The 17,643-nt window shown below is 74.2% G+C and carries 13 protein-coding genes and 1 tRNA gene; 7 read left to right on the top strand and 7 right to left on the bottom strand.

Annotated elements, in window-relative coordinates:
* Window positions 1-146 precede the first annotated feature (146 nt).
* Complete coding sequence (locus tag ACIBAD_RS13400; RefSeq protein WP_398906477.1) at window positions 147-2,207, top strand: phosphocholine-specific phospholipase C; 2,061 nt, start codon at window positions 147-149, stop codon at window positions 2,205-2,207.
* 273 nt (window positions 2,208-2,480) lie between these two features.
* Complete coding sequence (locus tag ACIBAD_RS13395) at window positions 2,481-3,236, top strand: alpha/beta fold hydrolase (protein WP_134070252.1); 756 nt, start codon at window positions 2,481-2,483, stop codon at window positions 3,234-3,236.
* A gap of 62 nt (window positions 3,237-3,298) precedes the next feature.
* On the opposite strand, the gene ACIBAD_RS13390 is transcribed toward ACIBAD_RS13395, so the two are convergent.
* The 3 genes from ACIBAD_RS13390 to ACIBAD_RS13380 all read right to left on the bottom strand — a co-directional run bounded on the left by ACIBAD_RS13390 (window position 3,299) and on the right by ACIBAD_RS13380 (window position 4,759).
* Window positions 3,299-3,371: transfer RNA gene (locus ACIBAD_RS13390), tRNA-His, on the bottom strand.
* 74 nt (window positions 3,372-3,445) lie between these two features.
* Window positions 3,446-4,168, bottom strand: a complete 723-nt coding sequence (locus ACIBAD_RS13385; RefSeq protein ID WP_398906475.1) for a hypothetical protein — start codon at window positions 4,166-4,168, stop codon at window positions 3,446-3,448.
* A 72-nt stretch (window positions 4,169-4,240) separates the two neighbouring features.
* Window positions 4,241-4,759: a hypothetical protein gene (locus ACIBAD_RS13380; RefSeq protein WP_398906473.1), complete on the bottom strand. Its 519-nt coding sequence runs from the start codon at window positions 4,757-4,759 to the stop codon at window positions 4,241-4,243.
* 117 nt (window positions 4,760-4,876) lie between these two features.
* Between ACIBAD_RS13380 and ACIBAD_RS13375 the strand changes: the two genes are divergently transcribed.
* On the top strand, window positions 4,877-5,722 hold the full coding sequence (locus ACIBAD_RS13375; RefSeq protein WP_134070250.1) for a LysR family transcriptional regulator: 846 nt from the start codon (window positions 4,877-4,879) through the stop codon (window positions 5,720-5,722).
* Between the two features lie 39 nt (window positions 5,723-5,761).
* Entirely contained in the window at window positions 5,762-6,901 is a 1,140-nt protein-coding gene (locus ACIBAD_RS13370) for an aminopeptidase P family protein (RefSeq protein WP_398906470.1), read from the top strand.
* 266 nt (window positions 6,902-7,167) lie between these two features.
* On the opposite strand, the gene treZ is transcribed toward ACIBAD_RS13370, so the two are convergent.
* Window positions 7,168-8,922 (bottom strand): malto-oligosyltrehalose trehalohydrolase, encoded by a 1,755-nt coding sequence (treZ, locus tag ACIBAD_RS13365; RefSeq protein WP_398906468.1) that lies wholly within the window; start codon window positions 8,920-8,922, stop codon window positions 7,168-7,170.
* Window positions 8,923-9,034: 112 nt separating this feature from the next.
* On the opposite strand from treZ, the gene ACIBAD_RS13360 reads away from it, so the two are divergent.
* Window positions 9,035-9,598 (top strand): FHA domain-containing protein, encoded by a 564-nt coding sequence (locus ACIBAD_RS13360; RefSeq protein WP_134070244.1) that lies wholly within the window; start codon window positions 9,035-9,037, stop codon window positions 9,596-9,598.
* 68 nt (window positions 9,599-9,666) lie between these two features.
* A complete protein-coding gene (locus ACIBAD_RS13355; RefSeq protein ID WP_398906465.1) occupies window positions 9,667-10,179 on the top strand; it encodes a GNAT family N-acetyltransferase in 513 nt (170 codons plus the stop codon).
* Here the strand turns inward: ACIBAD_RS13355 and ACIBAD_RS13350 are convergent.
* Together ACIBAD_RS13350 and treY are read right to left on the bottom strand one after the other, a co-directional pair.
* Window positions 10,169-11,524, bottom strand: a complete 1,356-nt coding sequence (locus tag ACIBAD_RS13350) for a M14 family zinc carboxypeptidase (protein WP_398906463.1) — start codon at window positions 11,522-11,524, stop codon at window positions 10,169-10,171. The two genes, ACIBAD_RS13355 and ACIBAD_RS13350, sit on opposite strands and share 11 nt — an antisense overlap.
* An 84-nt stretch (window positions 11,525-11,608) precedes the next feature.
* Window positions 11,609-13,996, bottom strand: coding sequence for a malto-oligosyltrehalose synthase (gene treY / locus ACIBAD_RS13345; protein WP_398906460.1), 2,388 nt, complete (start codon window positions 13,994-13,996; stop codon window positions 11,609-11,611).
* A gap of 82 nt (window positions 13,997-14,078) precedes the next feature.
* Between treY and ACIBAD_RS13340 the strand changes: the two genes are divergently transcribed.
* Window positions 14,079-15,455: an MFS transporter gene (locus tag ACIBAD_RS13340; protein ID WP_398906458.1), complete on the top strand. Its 1,377-nt coding sequence runs from the start codon at window positions 14,079-14,081 to the stop codon at window positions 15,453-15,455.
* Here the strand turns inward: ACIBAD_RS13340 and glgX are convergent.
* Entirely contained in the window at window positions 15,440-17,554 is a 2,115-nt protein-coding gene (gene glgX / locus ACIBAD_RS13335) for a glycogen debranching protein GlgX (protein WP_398906456.1), read from the bottom strand. The genes ACIBAD_RS13340 and glgX overlap by 16 nt on opposite strands.
* Between the last annotated feature and the right edge of the window lie 89 nt (window positions 17,555-17,643).

Raw genomic sequence — 17,643 nt, 5'->3', positions numbered from 1 at the left:
CAGCAGATACGAGGAGCGTCCGGGAGGTCTTTCCGTTCTCCGGCTGTACCGCGGCGTGTCATGAGCCGATCTCCGTCCGGTACCCCGGGACCGCTCTCCTTGGGGCGCCCCTCGACATCCCCCTCACCCGCAGAGGTCGTCATCCCATGGCTGAACTCAATCGCCGAAGGTTCCTGCAGATCGCGGGCGGAACCGCCGCGGCCGCGATGCTGAACGAGAGCATCGCGCGCGCGGCGGCCATCCCGGCCCAAGGCGCCACCGGCACCATCCAGGACATCGAGCACATCGTGGTGCTCATGCAGGAGAACCGGTCCTTCGACCAGTACTTCGGCACGATGAAGGGCGTACGGGGCTTCGGCGACCCGCGCCCCGTCCTCCAGGACAACGGCAAGTCCGTCTTCTACCAGTCCAACGGGACGAAGGACATCCTCCCCTTCAACCCGCAGGTCGACGACCTGGGCATGAAGTTCGTCGAGGGCCTCAACCACGACTGGGCCGGCGGCCACGCCGCGTACAACAACGGCAAGTACGACAAGTGGGTCCCGGCCAAGACAGCCACGACCATGGCGTACATGACGCGGCACGACATCCCGTTCCACTACGCGCTCGCCGACGCCTTCACGGTCTGCGACGCCTACCACTGCTCGTTCATCGGCGCGACCGACCCGAACCGCTACTACATGTGGACGGGCCACACGGGCAACGACGGCACCGGCGGCGGCCCCGTCCTCGGCAACCAGGAGGCCGGGTACGGCTGGAAGACCTACCCGGAGCGCCTGGAGGCGGCCGGGGTCTCCTGGAAGATCTACCAGGACGTCGGCGACGGCCTGAACGCCGCCGGCGGCTGGGGATGGATCAGCGATGCCTTCCGCGGCAACTACGGCGACAACTCGCTGCTGTACTTCAACTCCTACCGCAACGCGGCGCCGGGCAGCCCCCTGTACGAGAAGGCCCGTACGGGCACCAACGCCAAGGCGGGCGAGGGCTACTTCGACAAGCTGCGCGCCGACGTCGTGAACGGCACGCTGCCCCAGGTCTCCTGGATCGCGGCGCCCGAGGCCTTCAGCGAGCACCCGAACTGGCCGGTCAACTTCGGCGCCTGGTACATCTCGCAGGTCCTGGACGCGCTGACCGCGAACCCCGCGGTGTGGGCCAAGACGGCTTTCTTCATCACCTACGACGAGAACGACGGCTTCTTCGACCACGTCGTCCCGCCGTACCCGCCGGCCTCCGCCGCCTGGGGCCTGTCCACCGCCGACGTCACCCGCGACCTGTACGCCGGGGGCGGCGGCTACGCGGCCGGCCCGTACGGCCTCGGCCCCCGCGTCCCGATGATCGTGGTGTCCCCGTGGAGCAAGGGCGGATACGTCTGCTCCGAGACCTTCGACCACACCTCGGTGATCCGGTTCATGGAGAAGCGCTTCGGCGTGCAGGAGCCCAACATCTCGCCGTGGCGCCGCGCGGTGTGCGGTGACCTGACCTCGGCGTTCGACTTCACGAAGGCGGACGCCTCGCCCGCGCCCCTGCCCTCCACGGCGGGCTACGTCCCGCCGGACCACAACGCGCACCCCTCCTACCACCCGGTCCCGCCGGCGACGGGCGCCCTGCCCGGGCAGGAGGCGGGCGGCAAGCCGACGCGCGCGCTGGGCTACGTCCCGTACGTGGACGGCAAGGCCACCGCCTCCACGGGCCAGTTCACGCTGACCTTCTCCTCCGGCCCCACCCTCGGCGCGCACTTCCACAGCACCTCGGGCAACCGGACGGACGGCCCCTGGCCCTACACGGTCGAGGCGGGCAAGGCCCTCTCGGACACCTGGAGCACCAGCAGCTCCACCGGCAACCAGATCAACCTGACGGTCTGGGGCCCGAACGGCTTCCTGCGCACCTGGAAGGGCCCGGCGAAGAAGACCGGTCCGGAGGCCACGGCCCGCCACGACGCCGCCACCGGCAACCTGATGCTGACGCTGACCAACTCCGCCGCGACGGCGGTGGACCTCACGGTGACCAACGCCTACGGCGGTGCGACCCAGACCCTCCGGGTCGCGGCGGGCGGCTCGGCCGCGTACACGGCGGACCTGTCCACGACGGGCCGCTGGTACGACGTGAAGGTCACCTCCAGCGCGGACGCCACCTTCCTCCGCCGCTTCGCGGGCCACGTCGAAACGGGCGCCCCGGGCCTCTCCGACCCGGCGATCAAGACCGTCTGACACGGTCGTCCGGTGCGCGCCGGCCGCCGCTCCAGGACCGGGAGGTCCGCGGGGCGGTGGCTGCGCGCGTGCCGGAGCAGCAGCCCCCGGACGTCGCCCCGGTCGCGGATCGCGTACGCCGCCGGGTGGTGCTCCCCGAGCCGTCCGGCCGTCCGGCCGGCGCTGACGACGGCGTGCACCGCGCGGGATGCCGGCCTGACGGTGTGATCGTGGATCCGATGGGCAGAACGTACGGCGTCCGGCTCAGCCACCCCCGTCTCCGAGGGAGAACGCATGGCCATCGCCCACCGCAGGATCGGCACTGGCCCCGTCCGCGTCATCGTGCTGCACGACTGGTTGGGCACCTCCGCCAACTGGGGCTCGGTACTTGACTACTTCGACCCCGAGGGGTTCTCGTACGTCTTCCTCGACTACCGCGGCTACGGCGACCGCAGGGACGTCACCGGCCGCTACACCCTCCCCGAGATCGCCGACGACGTCCTCGCGCTCGCCGACGGGATCGGCTGGGACACCTTCTCCCTCATGGGCCATTCCATGGGCGGCAAGGCGATGCAGCAGGTCCTGGTCCGGGCCCCCGAGCGGATCGAGAAGCTGATCGGGATCAACCCGGTCCCCGCCGCCCCGTACGAGATGGACGACGCGACCCACGCCCTCTTCCACGGAGCCGCCGACAGCGCCGGGAACCGGCGGACCATCCTCGACCTCGTCACCGGCCACCGCGCGAGCCCCCACTGGCTGGACCGGATGGTCGCGCACTCCCTTGACGTCTCGCGGCCGGAGGCCTTCGCCGGCTACCTCGCGAGCTGGCAGTCGCTGGACCTGTCCGCCGCCGTGAAGGGCAGTACCGTCCCGGTGCTGGTCCTCGTGGGGGAGTACGACCTCGCCCTCACCCCCGACGTGATGCGGGCCACCTGGCAGGTCTCGTACCCCAACTGCCGCGTCCACCCCGTGCCCGGCGCCGGGCACTACCCGCCGCACGAGACTCCGGTCGGCTTCGTCGCGGCGGCGGAGGCGTTCCTCCGGGGGTAGCGGGAGGAGGACGCGAAAAACCCCTGGGGGTACGAGGAGACCTCGTACCCCCAGGGGATCAGGGTGAGTGACGGGACTTGAACCCGCGGCCACCTGGACCACAACCAGGTGCTCTACCAACTGAGCTACACCCACCACGAAGGGCGGCGGGCCGCCCGTTCGATGTGCATGCACAGCATAGCTGATCAGGAGGGTGGTCCCGCCACGCGTTATCCGGCCGCGGCGTGTGCGACGGCCGCCGCCGCGAGCGCCTTCACGACGGGGTGCGGGCGGCTGCCGTCCCCCGACAGCTCCGGCTGGAAGAGCGTGGCCAGGAAGAACGGGTGCCCCGGCAGCTCCGCGATCCGCGGCTGCCCCTCCTCGTCGTGCCCCGACAGCCGCAGCCCGTGCGCGGCGAGTACCGGCAGGTAGCGCGGCTCCGGCCCGTAGGTGCAGTGGTAGCGCTCCATGGACCGCTCCGCGCCGAGTGCGGACTCGGCGAGCGAGCCCGGCTCGGCCCGTACGAGGCCCTCGTGGCCGACGAGCGAGCAGGCGAGCGGGGAGATCAGCGGCTCCTCGGCCCCGGGCTCGTTCTCGGCGTGCGCGACGCCGGCCAGCCCGCAGACCGAGCGGGCGTACTCCAGCAGGGCGTGCTGGAAGCCGCCGCAGGTCCCGAGGAACGGGATGCCCTCCTCTCGCGCCACCCGGATCGCGGCGAGCGCCCCCGACTCGCTGGCGTAGGGGCTGCCGGGCAGCACCCAGACCGCGTCGAAGCGGGCCAGGGCCCCGGAGGCGGCCTCGGCCCCGGCTTCACCCGTGGGGATCCAGTACGCGTCGAGGACGAGCCCGTCGCGGGAGGCGAGGGCGTCGAGGAGGAGCGGGATCCGGGTGTGGGACGTCACGTGGGGGGAGCGGTCGCCGACGAGGGCGATGCGTGCGGTTGCGGTGGTCATGCGGATCATCGTGCGGCGCGGAGCCGGTTCAGCGCCAACGATTGTTCCTGCATGTTCGATAAGCAGAGCTGATCAGTGCTTCAATGCGGCCTTGGTGGCCACGAGGAGGAGTCCGAGGACGAGGTTGACGACTCCCTCGGTGGCCAACTGGCCGCGGGTGGCACCGGCGCGGGCGGCACCGAGGCACGCCCAGACGACCTGCTGGGTCACTGCCACGCCCATGGCGAGCCACGCCGTCGCCACGTAGCCCAGCCCGAGGACGCCGCTGAGGGCGACTGCGGCCGCAGGCAGGACGGCGGCCTCGACGATGGGCCACTCGTGCAGGGCGACGCGGCGGAGCTCCTGCCGGTTCCAGGGTTCGCCGACCAGCCGCTCCCCCGCCAGCTGGGCGTATACGTGCGTGGCCCAGAACACCAGCCCCGTGACGATCAGGAGAACCACGAGCTGAACCCGTGGGTACTCGCCGGCCGCGCCGGCGGTGGCCACCACGGAGGTGGCCAGGAGGGAGCCGTAGACGGCGCCGGCGGAGTCGGTCCGGCGGGCGCGCTGCGGCCTGCTGCGGCCTGCGGCCTGGCCACTGGGGGTGCTCACCCTCCCACGATAGGGAGCCCCCACCCCGCCACCCCCCGGCCACGCCGAGGGCACGCCCGCCCGCGTCCCGGCCCGCCCGCCGACCGGCCCGCCCCGCTGCGGTGGCACGCTGGCGGCATGGATCCGCACCTCCTCCGTACCTTCGTCACCGTCGCCCGGCTGTCCTCCTTCTCCGGCGCCGCCCGCGAGCTCGGCTACACCCAGTCCGCCGTGTCCCAGCACATCGCCGCCCTCGAAGGTGACCTGCGGGCGGAGCTGCTCACCCGGCGGCCCGTCGAGCCGACCCCGGCCGGGGTGCGGCTGCTGGAACACGCCGGGCCGCTGCTGCTGCGGCTCGACGCGGCCCGGGCCGACGTGCTGCGGCTGGCCGCCGCGCCGCCCGGGCGGGTCACCGTCGCCGCGTCCCCGCTCGCCGTCGGGCCCCGGCTGCTCGCCGCGCTGCCCGCCACCGGGGTCGCGCTGCGGGTGCTGCCCCCCGCCGAGGTGCCCGCCGCCGTCGCCACCGGCGGCTGCGACCTCGGGCTGGTCGACGGCCTCGCCGCACCCAGCGACCCGCTCCGGCTGCCCGACGTGGCCCCGCTCACCGTGACCGGCGTCGGCGAGGACGGGCTCGCCGTACTGCTCCCGGCCGGGCACCCCTGTGCCGGACGGGCCTCGATCCGGCTCGACGACCTCGCCGACGCCCGCTGGATCGACGCCCCCGGCGTGGGACCGGCGCCCGCCACCGTCCGCACGGGTCCGGCCCTGCGCTACGACGGCACCGACCTGCACGCCCTGTGCGCCCTCGCCGCCGCCGGACACGGCCTGGTCCTGCTGCCGCGCCGGGTGGCGGAGGCCGCCGGGGCCGGGGTCGCCGTACCGCTCGGCGACCCGCGCCTGGTGCACCGTACGGAACTCCTCGCCCCCGGCGCCCCGACCCCGGCCGCCGCCGCCCTCGCCGCCCGGCTCACCGCGTCCGGGTAACCACTCGCGCGCGGCCCGGGGCGGCGGGAGGATCGCCCCATGGACTCCGAACGCGACCCCGACCCCGAACCCGATCCGTTCACGCACGCCGACTACGCCGCCCGAATGGCCGCCGCCGCCCAGAGCGCCGCCGATGCCGGACTGGCCGGCCTGCTCATCGCCCCCGGGCCCGATCTCGCCCACCTCACCGGCTACCGGCCCGTCGACACGGAGCGGCTGACCCTGCTCGTCCTCGCCGCGGGGCGGGAGCCCGTACTCGTCGTGCCCGCCCTGGAGGCCCCCGACGCCGCCAAGGCCCCCGGGGCGCCCGCGCTGGCCCTGCGCGACTGGACCGACGGGAAGAACCCGTACGGCGTCACCGCGCCGCTCCTCGACGCCGGCGGCCGGTTCGGGGTCAGCGACAACACCTGGGCGCTGCATCTGCTCGGCCTGCAGCGGGAGTTGCCGGCCACCTCGTACGCCCCGCTCACCGACGTCCTGCCGATGCTCCGGGCGGTCAAGGACCAGCGGGAGCTGCAGCGGCTCGCGGCGGCCGGCGCGGCCGCCGACGCCGCGTACGCCCGGATCCTGGAGGTCCCCTTCGCCGGCCGGCGGGAGAGCGACATCGCCGCCGACCTGGCCGCGCTGCTGCGCGAACACGGCCACTCCCAGGTGGACTTCACGGTCGTGGGCTCCGGACCCAACGGGGCCGACCCGCACCACGAGGCGGGCGGGCGGACCATCGCGCACGGCGACATGGTGGTCCTCGACTTCGGCGGGCTCAAGCACGGCTACGGCTCCGACATCTCCCGCACGGTGCACGTGGGCGAGCCGAGCGCCGAGGAGCAGCGCGTCCACGACATCGTCCGCGAGGCCCAGCAGACGGCCTCGTCGGCAGTCCGCCCGGGCATCGCCTGCCAGGACGTGGACCGGGCGGCCCGCGCGGTGATCACCGAGTTCGGCTACGGCGACCGGTTCATCCACCGTACGGGCCACGGCATCGGCGTGACCACCCACGAGCCCCCGTACATGGTCGAGGGCGAGGAGCGGCCGCTGGTCCCCGGGATGTGCTTCTCCGTGGAGCCGGGCATCTACCTGCCGGGGCGCTTCGGGGTGCGGATCGAGGACATCGTCACGGTCACCGAGGACGGCGGCCGCAGCTTCAACAACGCCCCGCGCGAGCTGGCCGTCGTGGAGTGAGGGCCCGAGCGGTCGCACCTCCCCGGCGATGACCGGGCGGTAGCCGCAGCCCGCGCTCCCCTGCTCCGGCAGGGGGGCGTGGCACCGGCGCCAGGCCCCGGATCCCGGGTCGGCGCGGACCCGCTCGACCGTCGGCTCCAGGACCGCGGCCGGAAGCGTCGCGACGGCGAGCACCGCCATGGCGGCGTCGAAAGCGCTCTCCGCGAGGGGGAGTTCCGCCACCGGGCGGGCACGACCGGGATCAAGTGGCGCCGCGGCCGGGAAGGTTACGGCCCCAGCAGCACCGCCGACTCCGCCGGGACGTGCACGCGGCCGTCCGGTCCCGGGTGTTCGACCGGGTCCCAGGCCGCCAGGACCCGGACCCCGTTGCGGCCCAGGGCGATCGTCACCGGCTCGGGGGACAGGTTCACCGCCACCCGTACGTCACCCCGCCGGAAGGTCACCCAGCGGCGCTCCTCGTCGTACGCCACGCGCACCGCCGCAAGGTCCGGATCGCGCAGGTCCGGGTGGGTGCGCCGGAGCGCGATCAGGGTCCGGTACCAGGCCAGCATCCGGTCGTGCGGGGCGCCCTCCGGCTCGGCCCAGTCCAGACAGGAGCGGTCCCGGGTGGCCGGGTCCTGCGGGTCCGGGATCTCCTCGGCCTTCCAGCCGTGCGCCGCGAACTCCCGGCGCCGGCCGCTGCGCACGGCCTCGGCGAGCTCCGGATCCCCGTGGTCGGTGAAGTACTGCCAGGGCGTGCCCGCGGCCCACTCCTCGCCCATGAACAGCATCGGCACGAACGGCCCGGTCAGCGCCAGCGCGGCACCGCAGGCCAGCAGCCCGGGGGAGAGCGAGGCCGCGAGCCGGTCGCCGAGCGCCCGGTTGCCGATCTGGTCGTGGGTCTGCGTGTAGCCGAGGAAGCGGTGCGCGGCGGTCCGGCGCCGGTCCACCGGGCGGCCGTGGCTGCGGCCCCGGAACGAGGACCAGGTCCCGTCGTGGAAGAACGCCCGGGTCATGGTCTTGGCCAGGGCGGCGAGCGGAGCCTGGGCGAAATCGGCGTAGTAGGCCTGGGACTCGCCGGTCAGCGCACAGTGCAGGGCATGGTGGAAGTCGTCGTTCCACTGCGCGTGCAGGCCCAGGCCGCCGGCCCCGCGCGGGGTCGTGGTGCGCGGATCGCACCGGTCGGACTCGGCGATCAGGAACAGCGGGCGGCCGGACTCGGCGGCGAGCTCGTCGACGGCTGCCGACAGCTCCTCCAGGAACGTCAGCGCCCGCCCGTCGGCGAGCGCGTGCACGGCGTCCAGCCGGAGCCCGTCGATCCGGTAGTCCCGCAGCCAGGCGAGGGCGCTGCCCAGCAGGTACGCGCGCACCTCGTCGGAGCCGGCCGCGTCAAGGTTGACCGCCGCGCCCCACGGGGTGTGGTGGGTTTCCGTGAAGTACGGGCCGAAGGCGGGGAGGTGGTTGCCGGAAGGGCCCAAGTGGTTGTGGACCACGTCCAGCACCACCCCGAGCCCGGCCGCGTGCGCCGCGTCCACGAACCGGGCCAGCCCGGCCGGGCCGCCGTACGGCTCGTGCACCGCCCACGGAGCGACCCCGTCGTACCCCCAGCCGTTCCGGCCGGGGAAGGGGCAGACCGGCATCAGCTGCACATGCGTGACCCCGAGCGCGGTGAGGTGCCCGAGGCGGGCGGCGGCAGCGTCGAAGGTGCCCTCGGGGGTGAAGGTGCCGATGTGCAGCTCGTACAGGACCGCGTCCTGGAGCCGCGTGCCGGGCTCCGGTGCCTGCGGGGTGATCGGCTCGAAGTCCACCACCGCCGAGAGGCCGTCGGGCCCGTCCGGCAGCCGCCTCCCGCGCGGGTCGGGCCGTACGAGCTCCTCCCCGGGCGCCACGCCCAGCAGGAACCCGTACCGGTCCCCGTCGGCGGCCGGGGCCTCGGCGATCCACCAGCCGGAGCGCTCCGGATCGCGTGCCATTTCGTACGTCGCCTCGCGGAGCCGCAGAGCGACCCGGTCTGTCAGCGGTGCCCACACCTCGAACTGCACGGACGGTTCCCCTCGTCTGCGGCGGTACCCGGAACGTGTGCCGGGTCCATCATCGCGCGGACGGCCGGAGGAGTTCTGGACACTCCGGCCCTGACGGGCCGACAATCACCCTGTGACGTCGAGTTTCGAGTTCCCCGCCTTCCCGGTGCCGCGCCTGTCCGACGCGGAGCGCGACCGGGCGCTGGAGCAGCTCCGCGAGGGTGCGGCCCTCGGGAAGCTGTCCCACGACACGTTCCTGCGCCGCATGGAACTCGCCCTCGTCGCCCGCCGCTCGGAGGACCTCGCGGTCCTCACCGCCGACCTCGGCAGCCGCGGCGGCGGCGAAGGCCCGTGGACCCGGCGCGTCTTCGCCTGGGTGGGCCGGGCCTCGGCCGTGTCCGCCGGCGTGCGGCGGGCCTGGAACGCCGAGCGGTTGCCGAAGCTGCTGCTGCCGCACCCGAGCGCCCGGTCCCTGCGGATCGGCCGCGACCCCGGGAACGGGCTGCGGCTCACCGACGAGACGGTCTCCCGGGTGCACGCCGAGCTCGGGATGCGCGACGGGGTGTGGGTGCTCACGGACCTCGGCTCCTCCAACGGCACCACCGTCAACGGCCGCCGGGTGACGGGCTCGGTGGCGGTCCGGGACGGGGACCAGATCGGCTTCGGCCGGATGAACTTCCGGCTCTCCTCCAGCTAGGGAGTGTCCGCAAGGTCCCGCCCGGCCCGCGGTGTCCGCGGATCACGCCGGGCCCGATGATGGTGCCCATGGAAGCTGAAGACCCCAGGGAACACCGGCCCGTCGTGCGTGCAGCGCGCCCCGAGGACCTGCCCCGCCTCGTCGAGCTCGTCCACGAGCACGTCGCGTACGAGAAGTCCGCGCCCCGGCCCCCGGGCCTCGCCGACCGGCTCGGTCCGCAGCTGTTCGCGGACGGCGCCCGGCTGTGGGTGCTGCTGGCCGAGGCCCCGGACGGCTCGGTGGCCGGATACGCCGCCTGCTCGGCCGAGTTCGCGTTCTGGGACGCCCGGCACTACCTCCACATGGACTGCCTCTACCTCGCGGAGGAGGCCCGCGGCCACGGCCTCGGCGCAGCCCTGATGGACGGGGTGGCGGACCTCGCCTGCGAGCTCGGCCTCGACCAGGTCCAGTGGCAGACCCCGGACTGGAACGAGGGTGCGATCCGCTTCTACGACCGGCTCGGCGCCGGCGGCGCGCCCAAGCGCCGCTACACCCTGCCCGTGCCGCCGGCCGGGAAGCCGGCGGCCGCCGCTACGCGCTGACCGTCCCGTCGGGTTCGTCCAGCCGGTCGGCGCCTTCCGGTCCGCCCAGCCCCTCCGCCAGGAGCCGCTCGTACGCCGCGAGGACCGTACGGGTCTGGTGCTCGACCTGGGTGGCCACCGGGATCCGGCGCGCCCGGAACCGGGCGGAGAACTCCTCGCACCAGCCGGTGACGAGCCGGTCCAGCCCCGGGGCGGCCGGGTGGTCCTGGGCCCGGAGCACCCGCAGCAGCATCGCGGCGGCGCGCAGCGACAGCCGCCGACCGAAGGCGTCGATGCTGCCGATCGAGGCCGCCGTGGCCTCGGCGGGGGCCCCGCCGCCCGTCCACTCCACGGTGACGTGGGGGATCAGCGCGAGCGTCCAGTCCACGGCGCGCAGCAGCGCGGCGGTGCCGGAGTCCGCACCGGATCCCGCGCCGGAGTCCCTGCCGGGCTCCGGCGGCCCCTGCACCCGGTCGCGTACGCGGGCCACCAGCGCCGCGTCCGCGGTGAGCCGCCCCGCCAGGATCCGCAGGGCGCCGCGCGGATCCGGGTGCGGAGCGGGGTCGTCCACCAGGTCCGAGGCCCACATGGGGACTTCGACGATGGCCGTGGTGCCGGCGTACCGGTGGGCGTGGTACCAGGTGCTGAGCCGCGTGTCCTCCGGGTGGAACGACCCGCCCGCGCCGGCCCCGGGCTGCGGCATCACGAAGATCCCGGGCCCGGGGGAGGGCCAGCCGGCCGCGTCCGAGGCCCCGGTCTCCACGGGGATCCGCAGCTCGGCGGCCGATTTGACGAACGGCTCCGCCAGGCCGGGTATGTCCCGGGTGAGCTGCACCCAGGAGCCGCCGAGGTCGGTGCCGTGCAGGGAGACCTGCAGGACGGGCCGCAGTTCGTCGATGAGGGCGGTCAGGGCCAGGGTCTCGGGCGGCAGCCGGTCCGGAGGCAGTAAAGAGGGCGCCCACTCCGGCTGTTCGGGACCGGGGGGCCGAAAGAAGTTCCGGTGGTAGTCGAGCAGGGAGTGGGGGCGGGGCGTGCGGTGCAGGGCCGCCCCGTCGGGATCGGCGCAGAGCAGGAAGTGCCAGCCGCGGCCGTCGCGGAGCGCCGGGTCGTGGAGGACGCGCCGGGCGAGGGCGAGCGCGGTGGCACCGCCGACGGGTTCGTTGGCGTGGGCCCCGGCGACGACGAGCACGCCCGCGCCCCGCCGGCGGCCGCTGGGCTCGACGGAGAGCACCCACAGGGGCAGGCCGCCCCGGGAGGTGCCGGCCTGGCGGAGCCGGACCGGGCCGGGGTGCTCGTGCGCCAGCGCCCGGGCGGCCAGCTCAAGTTCGGATGGGGTGGGGTAGCACATCTCACGGAGGAGGGTCACGTCTCATGCAATGCCCGCCGCGCACGCCCCCTACCGCTCTGCGCACCCCACACTTACCGGAAACCCCTGGCCAACGCCTTACCGCTACGCCCCCGACCCGCCCCCCGGCACCGCGCCCGCGCCCGGGCGGCCCTCGCGCAGCAGCAGCGCGACCGGCCGGTCCGCGAACAGCTGCGCGAGCCGTACCTCACCCTCGTACGAGGACCCCCCGTCCAGCAGCGCCGTCCAGCGCCCCGGCGGGAGGGCCAGGGCGGTGTCCCGCCAGCCACCGGATCCGGCCAGCCGGTGCGAGAGCCGGGTGGCCGCGGCGACGAGACCGGCCGGGCGGGCGAAGGCCAGACAGTGCTCCGCCGCCGGGCCGCGGGCCGGCAGCGGGGTGTACCCGCTGAACAGCTCGGGCCGGTCGCGGCGCAGCCGCAGCAGGGCGGCCGTCAGCGCGAGCTTCTCCTCCGCCTGCCCCTGCGGTACGGCCCCCGCGTCCAGCCGCGCCAGGACCTCGCGCGGGAACCGGGCCGGACGCCGGTTGTCCGGATCGACGAGTGCCCGGTACTCCGTCTCGGCGCCCTGGTAGACCTCCGGGACCCCGGGCATCGCCAGGTGCAGCAGCGCCATGCCGAGCAGGTTCGCCCGGGCCGCCTCGGCCAGCCCGGCCGGCAGCTCCGGGTCCGGTGCGCACGCCGCGACGGCGGCCTCGTACGCCGGGTCCTGATCGGTCCAGCTGGTGTGCAGGGCGGCCTCGCGGGCGGCCTTGAGGAGCGCCTGTCCGAGGCGCTCGGCGGCCTCGGGGGCGTCGTCTCCGAGGCCGAGCGCGGTCTGCCGGGCCACCCAGGCCAGCTGGGGATCGGGCCCGGCGGGCCGGCCCATCGCCCCGGGGGCCTGGGAGAGCGCGGAGATGCGGGCCCGGACGTCCGCGCTGCGCTTGGTGTCGTGCGTGGACAGCACCGTCCCGGAGCGGGGCCAGTCCCGGTCGAGTTCGGCACAGTACGCGTGGAACTCGGCCGGCCGGAGCGCCGGTTGGCCCGGATCCCCGCCGACCTCAGTGGCCGACAGCAGCGGGGCGTGCCGGTAGAAGGCCCGGTCCTCCAGCGACTTGGCCCGAAGCGCCGCCGAGGTCTGGGCGAAGCGCGCCGCGAAGGCCGGATCGCGCAGCACGAGGTCCCGTACGCCGGCCACCGCGCCCGGACCGGCCGGTGCGGCGGCCTCCGCCAGGGCCTGCGGGTCGAGCTCCGGTTCCCCGGGATAGGGCCGGTAGACCGGATAGGCGATCAGCAACTCCCGCACGCCGGTCGCCAGTTCCGGTCCGGCGGCCCGCTCCAGTGCCGCCAGCTCGGCCGCCAGATCGCCGGTCAGCACCTCCCGCGCGCACGCCCGGGCCGTCTGCGCCCAGTCCGCGCACCCCGTGAACTCCGCGTATCGGCGGCCCAGTTCCGCCGCGCCCGCCGGGTCGGTGAACACGCCGTCCACCCGGTGCAGGGCGTCGTATCCGGTGGTCCCCGCCACCGGCCAGCCGGGCGGCAGCCTTTCGTGGCGGGCCAGGATCTTCTCCACCACCACCCAGCAGCCCCCGCCGACGGCCGTCCGCAGCCGCCGCAGGTACCCCTCCGGGTCCGCCAGCCCGTCCACGTGGTCGATCCGCAGCCCCTCGGCCACCCCGTCCCGTACCAGCTCCAGCACCTTCGCGTGCGTCGCCGCGAACACCTCAGGGTCCTCCACCCGGACTCCGATCAAATCCGAAATGGTGAAGAACCGGCGGTAGTTGAGCTCGGTTCGGGCCGCCCGCCAGGAGGCCGGCCGGTACCACTGGGCGGCGAGCAGCTCCGGCACCGCCATCCCCGCCGTCCCCTCGCGCAGCGGGAACTCCAGCTCCCCGTGCCGCAGCACCGCGCGGTCCCGGTCCACCGTGAACGCGTCCGGCTCGGGAGGCCCGGGGAGCACCGGCAGCAGCACCTGGCCGCCGCCCGCCTCCCAGTCGATGTCGAACCAGCGGGCGTACGGGGAGTCCGGCCCCTCGCGCAGCACCTCCCACAGGGGCCCGTTCAGCCGCAGTGGGGAGGGTACCGCCATGTGGTTCGGGACGATGTCCAGCACCAGGCCGAGTCCGTGCCCCCGGGCGGCCGCGGCCAGGGCGCGCAGCCCCGGCTCGCCGCCGAGCTCGGCCCGTACCCGGCTGTGGTCGGTGACGTCGTACCCGTGCGTCGAGCCGGGGACCGCCTCCAGCACCGGCGAGAGGTGCAGGTGCGAGACCCCGAGCGAGGCCAGGTACGGTACGGCCGCCTCGGCCGCCGCGAAGGGGAACTCCGGTCGGAGCTGGAGCCGGTAGGTCGAAGTCGGGGCCGGGCTCGGGGCCGGGCTCGGGGCCGGACTCGGCGCCGGGGCCGGCCCGGAGGCGGGCGTCGGGGCCGCGGATGACGCCGGAGTGACGGCTGTCAGAACATCAGATTCCGTTTGGATGCGCGCAGACGGCTGGCTCATGAGAACGTACGTACCCACCTTCCCGGATTCCGTGCCATTACCCAATGCATCCGGGTGACTGCGCCGGGTTAGCGTTGATCAAGTGGCCGGAACCGTCAACACCTATCGAAGAGTCATCGCCCTGACCGGGCCCCTTCTCCCGCTCCTCTCCTTCCTCGCGCGACTGCCCGTCGCGATGTCCCAGTTCGGGAGCGTGCTGCTGGTCGCCGAGACCAGCGGATCGCTCGCCACCGCCGGCGCCGTCGGCGGCACCCTCTCCGCCGGCCAGGTGGTCTTCGGGCCCGTCCTGGGCCGGCTCGCCGACCGGTACGGGCAGCGGCCCGTGGTACTGGCCGCCGCCGCGGTCAACGCGGTCGCCACCGCGGCACTGGTCGCCGGGGCCCTCGGCGGTCTCGCGACAGTGCCCCTCGCCGCGATCGGTGCCGTCACCGGGGCATCCGTACCGCTGATCGGGCCGCTCGCCCGGACCCGGTCCGTGGCCCTCGCCCATCGCGCCGAGGCCGACGAGGGCGTGGTGGGCGCCGTCCACTCGCTCGAAGGCACGCTGGACGAGGTCTCCTTCGTCTTCGGGCCTGCCCTCGTCGGACTCGCCGCGCTCGTCGCGCACCCCGCGATCGCCCTCGGCGGGGCCGCCGCCCTCGTCGCCGTCTTCGCCACTGCCTTCGCCCTGCACCCGACCGCCGCCGTCACGGCCGGGGCGGGCCCGAAGGCCGATACGGATCTGGGTGCCGGTGCCGGTGCCGGTGCCGGTGTCGGTGCCGGTGCCGGTGTCGGTGCCGATCCGCCCCCGCGCCCGGCCCGCCACCCGCGCGTCGTGTACGCCGTACGGGGCTCCCTGCTCCTCCAGGGCGCCATGTTCGGCGCCTGCCAGGCCGGAATCGCCGCCCTTACCGCTCGTCTGGGCGTCCCCGGCCAGGCGGGCATCGTGTACGCCGCGATGGGCGTCGTCAGCGCCGCCGTCGGCCTCGCGCTCGGCGCGCTGCCCGCCCGCATCGGGCTGCGGGTGCGCTGGCGGGCGGCCACCGCCGCCGCGCTGGTGCTCTCCGTACCGCTGCTCTCCACCCACGCCCTATGGGCGCTGTACGCGGTCGTCACGGTGCTCGGCGCCGCGTACGCACCGCACCTGATCACCGCCTTCGCGCTCACCGAGCGGGTCGTGGAGCCGGCCCGGCTCGCCGAGGCGACGGCCTTCGCCGCCAGTTCGCTCGTGGCCGGACAGGCCGCCGCGCTCGCCGCCTGCGGGCGCCTCGCCGAGTGGTACGGCCCCGCCGGGGCCTTCGCGGTCGCCGTCGGGGCGGCCGCGCTGTCCCTGCTCCTCGCCCTCGGGACCCGGGTGCCGGCCGCCCGGGCGCACCCCGCCGCGCCGACGGTGTTCATCCCGGCGCAGCAGACCGCCTCCCCGGAGGCGGCGGGCGCGTCGGAGGCCGCCGCGCCCGGCTCCTCCTACGCCGGTCGCTGAAGCAGCACCAGGCACCGCCCCGCCAGCGCCACCCGGTCCCCGGCCGCGAACTGCGGACCGGTGCCGGGTGGCAGCACGTCCGGCCGCGCCGTGTCCACGACCAGCCGCCACTGCGCGCCGTGGCCGGCCGGGATCGTGAAGTCCTGAGGTTCGGCGCCGGCGTGGAACATCAGGAGGAACGAATCGTCGGTGATCCGCTCCCCGCGCGAGCCGGGCTCGGAGATCGCCTCCCCGTTGAGGAACACCGTCAGCGAACGTGCGTGCTGCGCCTGCCAGTCGCGGGCCCGCATCGGCTCCCCGTACGGGGTGAACCAGGCGATGTCGGAGAGGTCGTCGTTGGTTCCCTCCACCGGCCGGCCGTGGAAGAACCGGCGCCGCCGGAACACCGGGTGGTCGCGCCGCAGCCACACCATCCGCCGGGTGAACTCCAGCAGGGCGGGAGCCGGTTTGCCCGGCTCCGGCCAGTTCACCCAGGACAGCTCGTTGTCCTGGCAGTACGCGTTGTTGTTGCCGCCCTGCGAGCGGGCGAACTCGTCGCCGTGGCTGAGCATCGGCACACCCTGCGAAAGCATCAGCGTGGCGGTGAAGTTGCGCATCTGGCGCTCGCGCAGCTCCAGGATCTCCGGTTCGTCCGTGGGTCCCTCCACCCCGCAGTTCCAGGACCGGTTGTGGGTCTCCCCGTCCCGATTGCCCTCGCGGTTCGCCTCGTTGTGCTTCTCGTCGTACGAGACGAGGTCGTGCAGCGTGAAACCGTCGTGGCAGGTGGTGAAGTTGATGGAGGCGAGCGGGCGGCGCCCGTCGTCCTGGTAGAGGTCCGAGGAGCCGGTCAGCCTCCCGGCGAACTCCGCGAGGGTGCGCGGCTGCCCGCGCCACAAGTCCCGTACGGTGTCCCGGTACTTGCCGTTCCACTCGGTCCACAGCGGCGGGAAGTTCCCCACCTGGTAGCCGCCCTCGCCCAGGTCCCAGGGCTCCGCGATCAGCTTCACCTGGCTCACCACCGGATCCTGCTGGACCAGGTCGAAGAACGAGGACAGCCGGTCCACCTCGTGGAACTGCCGGGCGAGCGTGGCGGCGAGGTCGAAGCGGAAGCCGTCCACGTGCATCTCGGTGACCCAGTAGCGCAGCGAGTCCATGATCAGCTGGAGCACGTGCGGGGAGCGCATCAGCAGCGAGTTGCCCGTCCCCGTGGTGTCCATGTAGTGCCGGGGATCGTCCGTGAGCCGGTAGTACGAGGCGTTGTCGAGCCCGCGGAACGACAGCGTCGGGCCCAGGTGGTTGCCCTCGGCGGTGTGGTTGTAGACCACGTCGAGGATGACCTCGATCCCCGCCTCGTGCAGGGCCCGTACCGCCGACTTGAACTCCAGCACCTGCTGGCCGCGGTCACCGGAGGCGTAGCCGTTGTGCGGGGCGAAGAAGCCGATCGTGTTGTAGCCCCAGTAGTTGCTGAGCCCGTCGTCGACCAACCGGTGGTCGTTGACGTACTGGTGTACGGGCATCAGCTCCAGCGCCGTCACCCCCAGCTTGGTGAGGTGCCCGATGACCGCCGGATGGGCGAGGGCCCCGTACGTACCGCGCAGCTCCTCGGGCAGGTCGGGATGGCGCATGGTCAGACCCTTGACGTGGGCCTCGTACAGCACGGTGTGGTGGTACTCGTGGCGCGGCGGGCGGTCGTTGGCCCAGTCGAAGTACGGATTCACGACGACCGAACTCATCGTGTGCGGGGCCGAGTCGAGGTCGTTGCGCGAGTCGGGGCGGCCGAAGTGGTAGCCGTACACCTCCTCGCCCCAGTCGACGCTCCCGGCAATGGCCCGCGCGTACGGGTCGAGCAGCAGCTTCGCCGCGTTGCAGCGCTGCCCGCGCTCGGGCTCGTACGGGCCGTGCACGCGGAAGCCGTAGCGCTGCCCGGGCATCACCCCGGGCAGGTAGGCGTGGCGTACGAAGGCGTCGGTCTCGCGCAGTTCGACCGCGGTTTCCGAGCCGTCCTCGTGGAGCAGGCACAGCTCGATGCGTCGGGCGGCCTCCGAATAGACCGCGAAATTGGTGCCGGCGCCGTCGTACGTGGCGCCGAGCGGATACGCCTGTCCCGGCCAGACCTGCATGGATACGGTTCTTCCCCTCGTTCCCCCGACTCGCGGGCTGATGTGTCGGTGCCGATCCGGCGTGGACCGCGTCTCTGCCAGATCTTCCC

This window comes from Streptomyces sp. NPDC051109, assembly GCF_044455885.1.
Classification (GTDB): Bacteria; Actinomycetota; Actinomycetes; order Streptomycetales; family Streptomycetaceae; genus Streptomyces.
This window is presented reverse-complemented; position numbering and strand designations above follow the sequence as displayed.

Excerpts from the sequence above, each read along its gene's own strand:
- ACIBAD_RS13400 (WP_398906477.1), top strand. The coding sequence starts at position 147 with ATGGCTGAACTCAATCGCCGAAGGTTCCTGCAGATCGCGGGCGGAACC.
- ACIBAD_RS13395 (WP_134070252.1), top strand. The coding sequence starts at position 2,481 with ATGGCCATCGCCCACCGCAGGATCGGCACTGGCCCCGTCCGCGTCATC.
- ACIBAD_RS13385 (WP_398906475.1), bottom strand. The coding sequence starts at position 4,168 with ATGACCACCGCAACCGCACGCATCGCCCTCGTCGGCGACCGCTCCCCC.
- ACIBAD_RS13375 (WP_134070250.1), top strand. The coding sequence starts at position 4,877 with ATGGATCCGCACCTCCTCCGTACCTTCGTCACCGTCGCCCGGCTGTCC.
- ACIBAD_RS13370 (WP_398906470.1), top strand. The coding sequence starts at position 5,762 with ATGGACTCCGAACGCGACCCCGACCCCGAACCCGATCCGTTCACGCAC.
- ACIBAD_RS13355 (WP_398906465.1), top strand. The coding sequence starts at position 9,667 with ATGGAAGCTGAAGACCCCAGGGAACACCGGCCCGTCGTGCGTGCAGCG.
- treY (WP_398906460.1), bottom strand. The coding sequence starts at position 13,996 with ATGAGCCAGCCGTCTGCGCGCATCCAAACGGAATCTGATGTTCTGACA.
- glgX (WP_398906456.1), bottom strand. The coding sequence starts at position 17,554 with ATGCAGGTCTGGCCGGGACAGGCGTATCCGCTCGGCGCCACGTACGAC.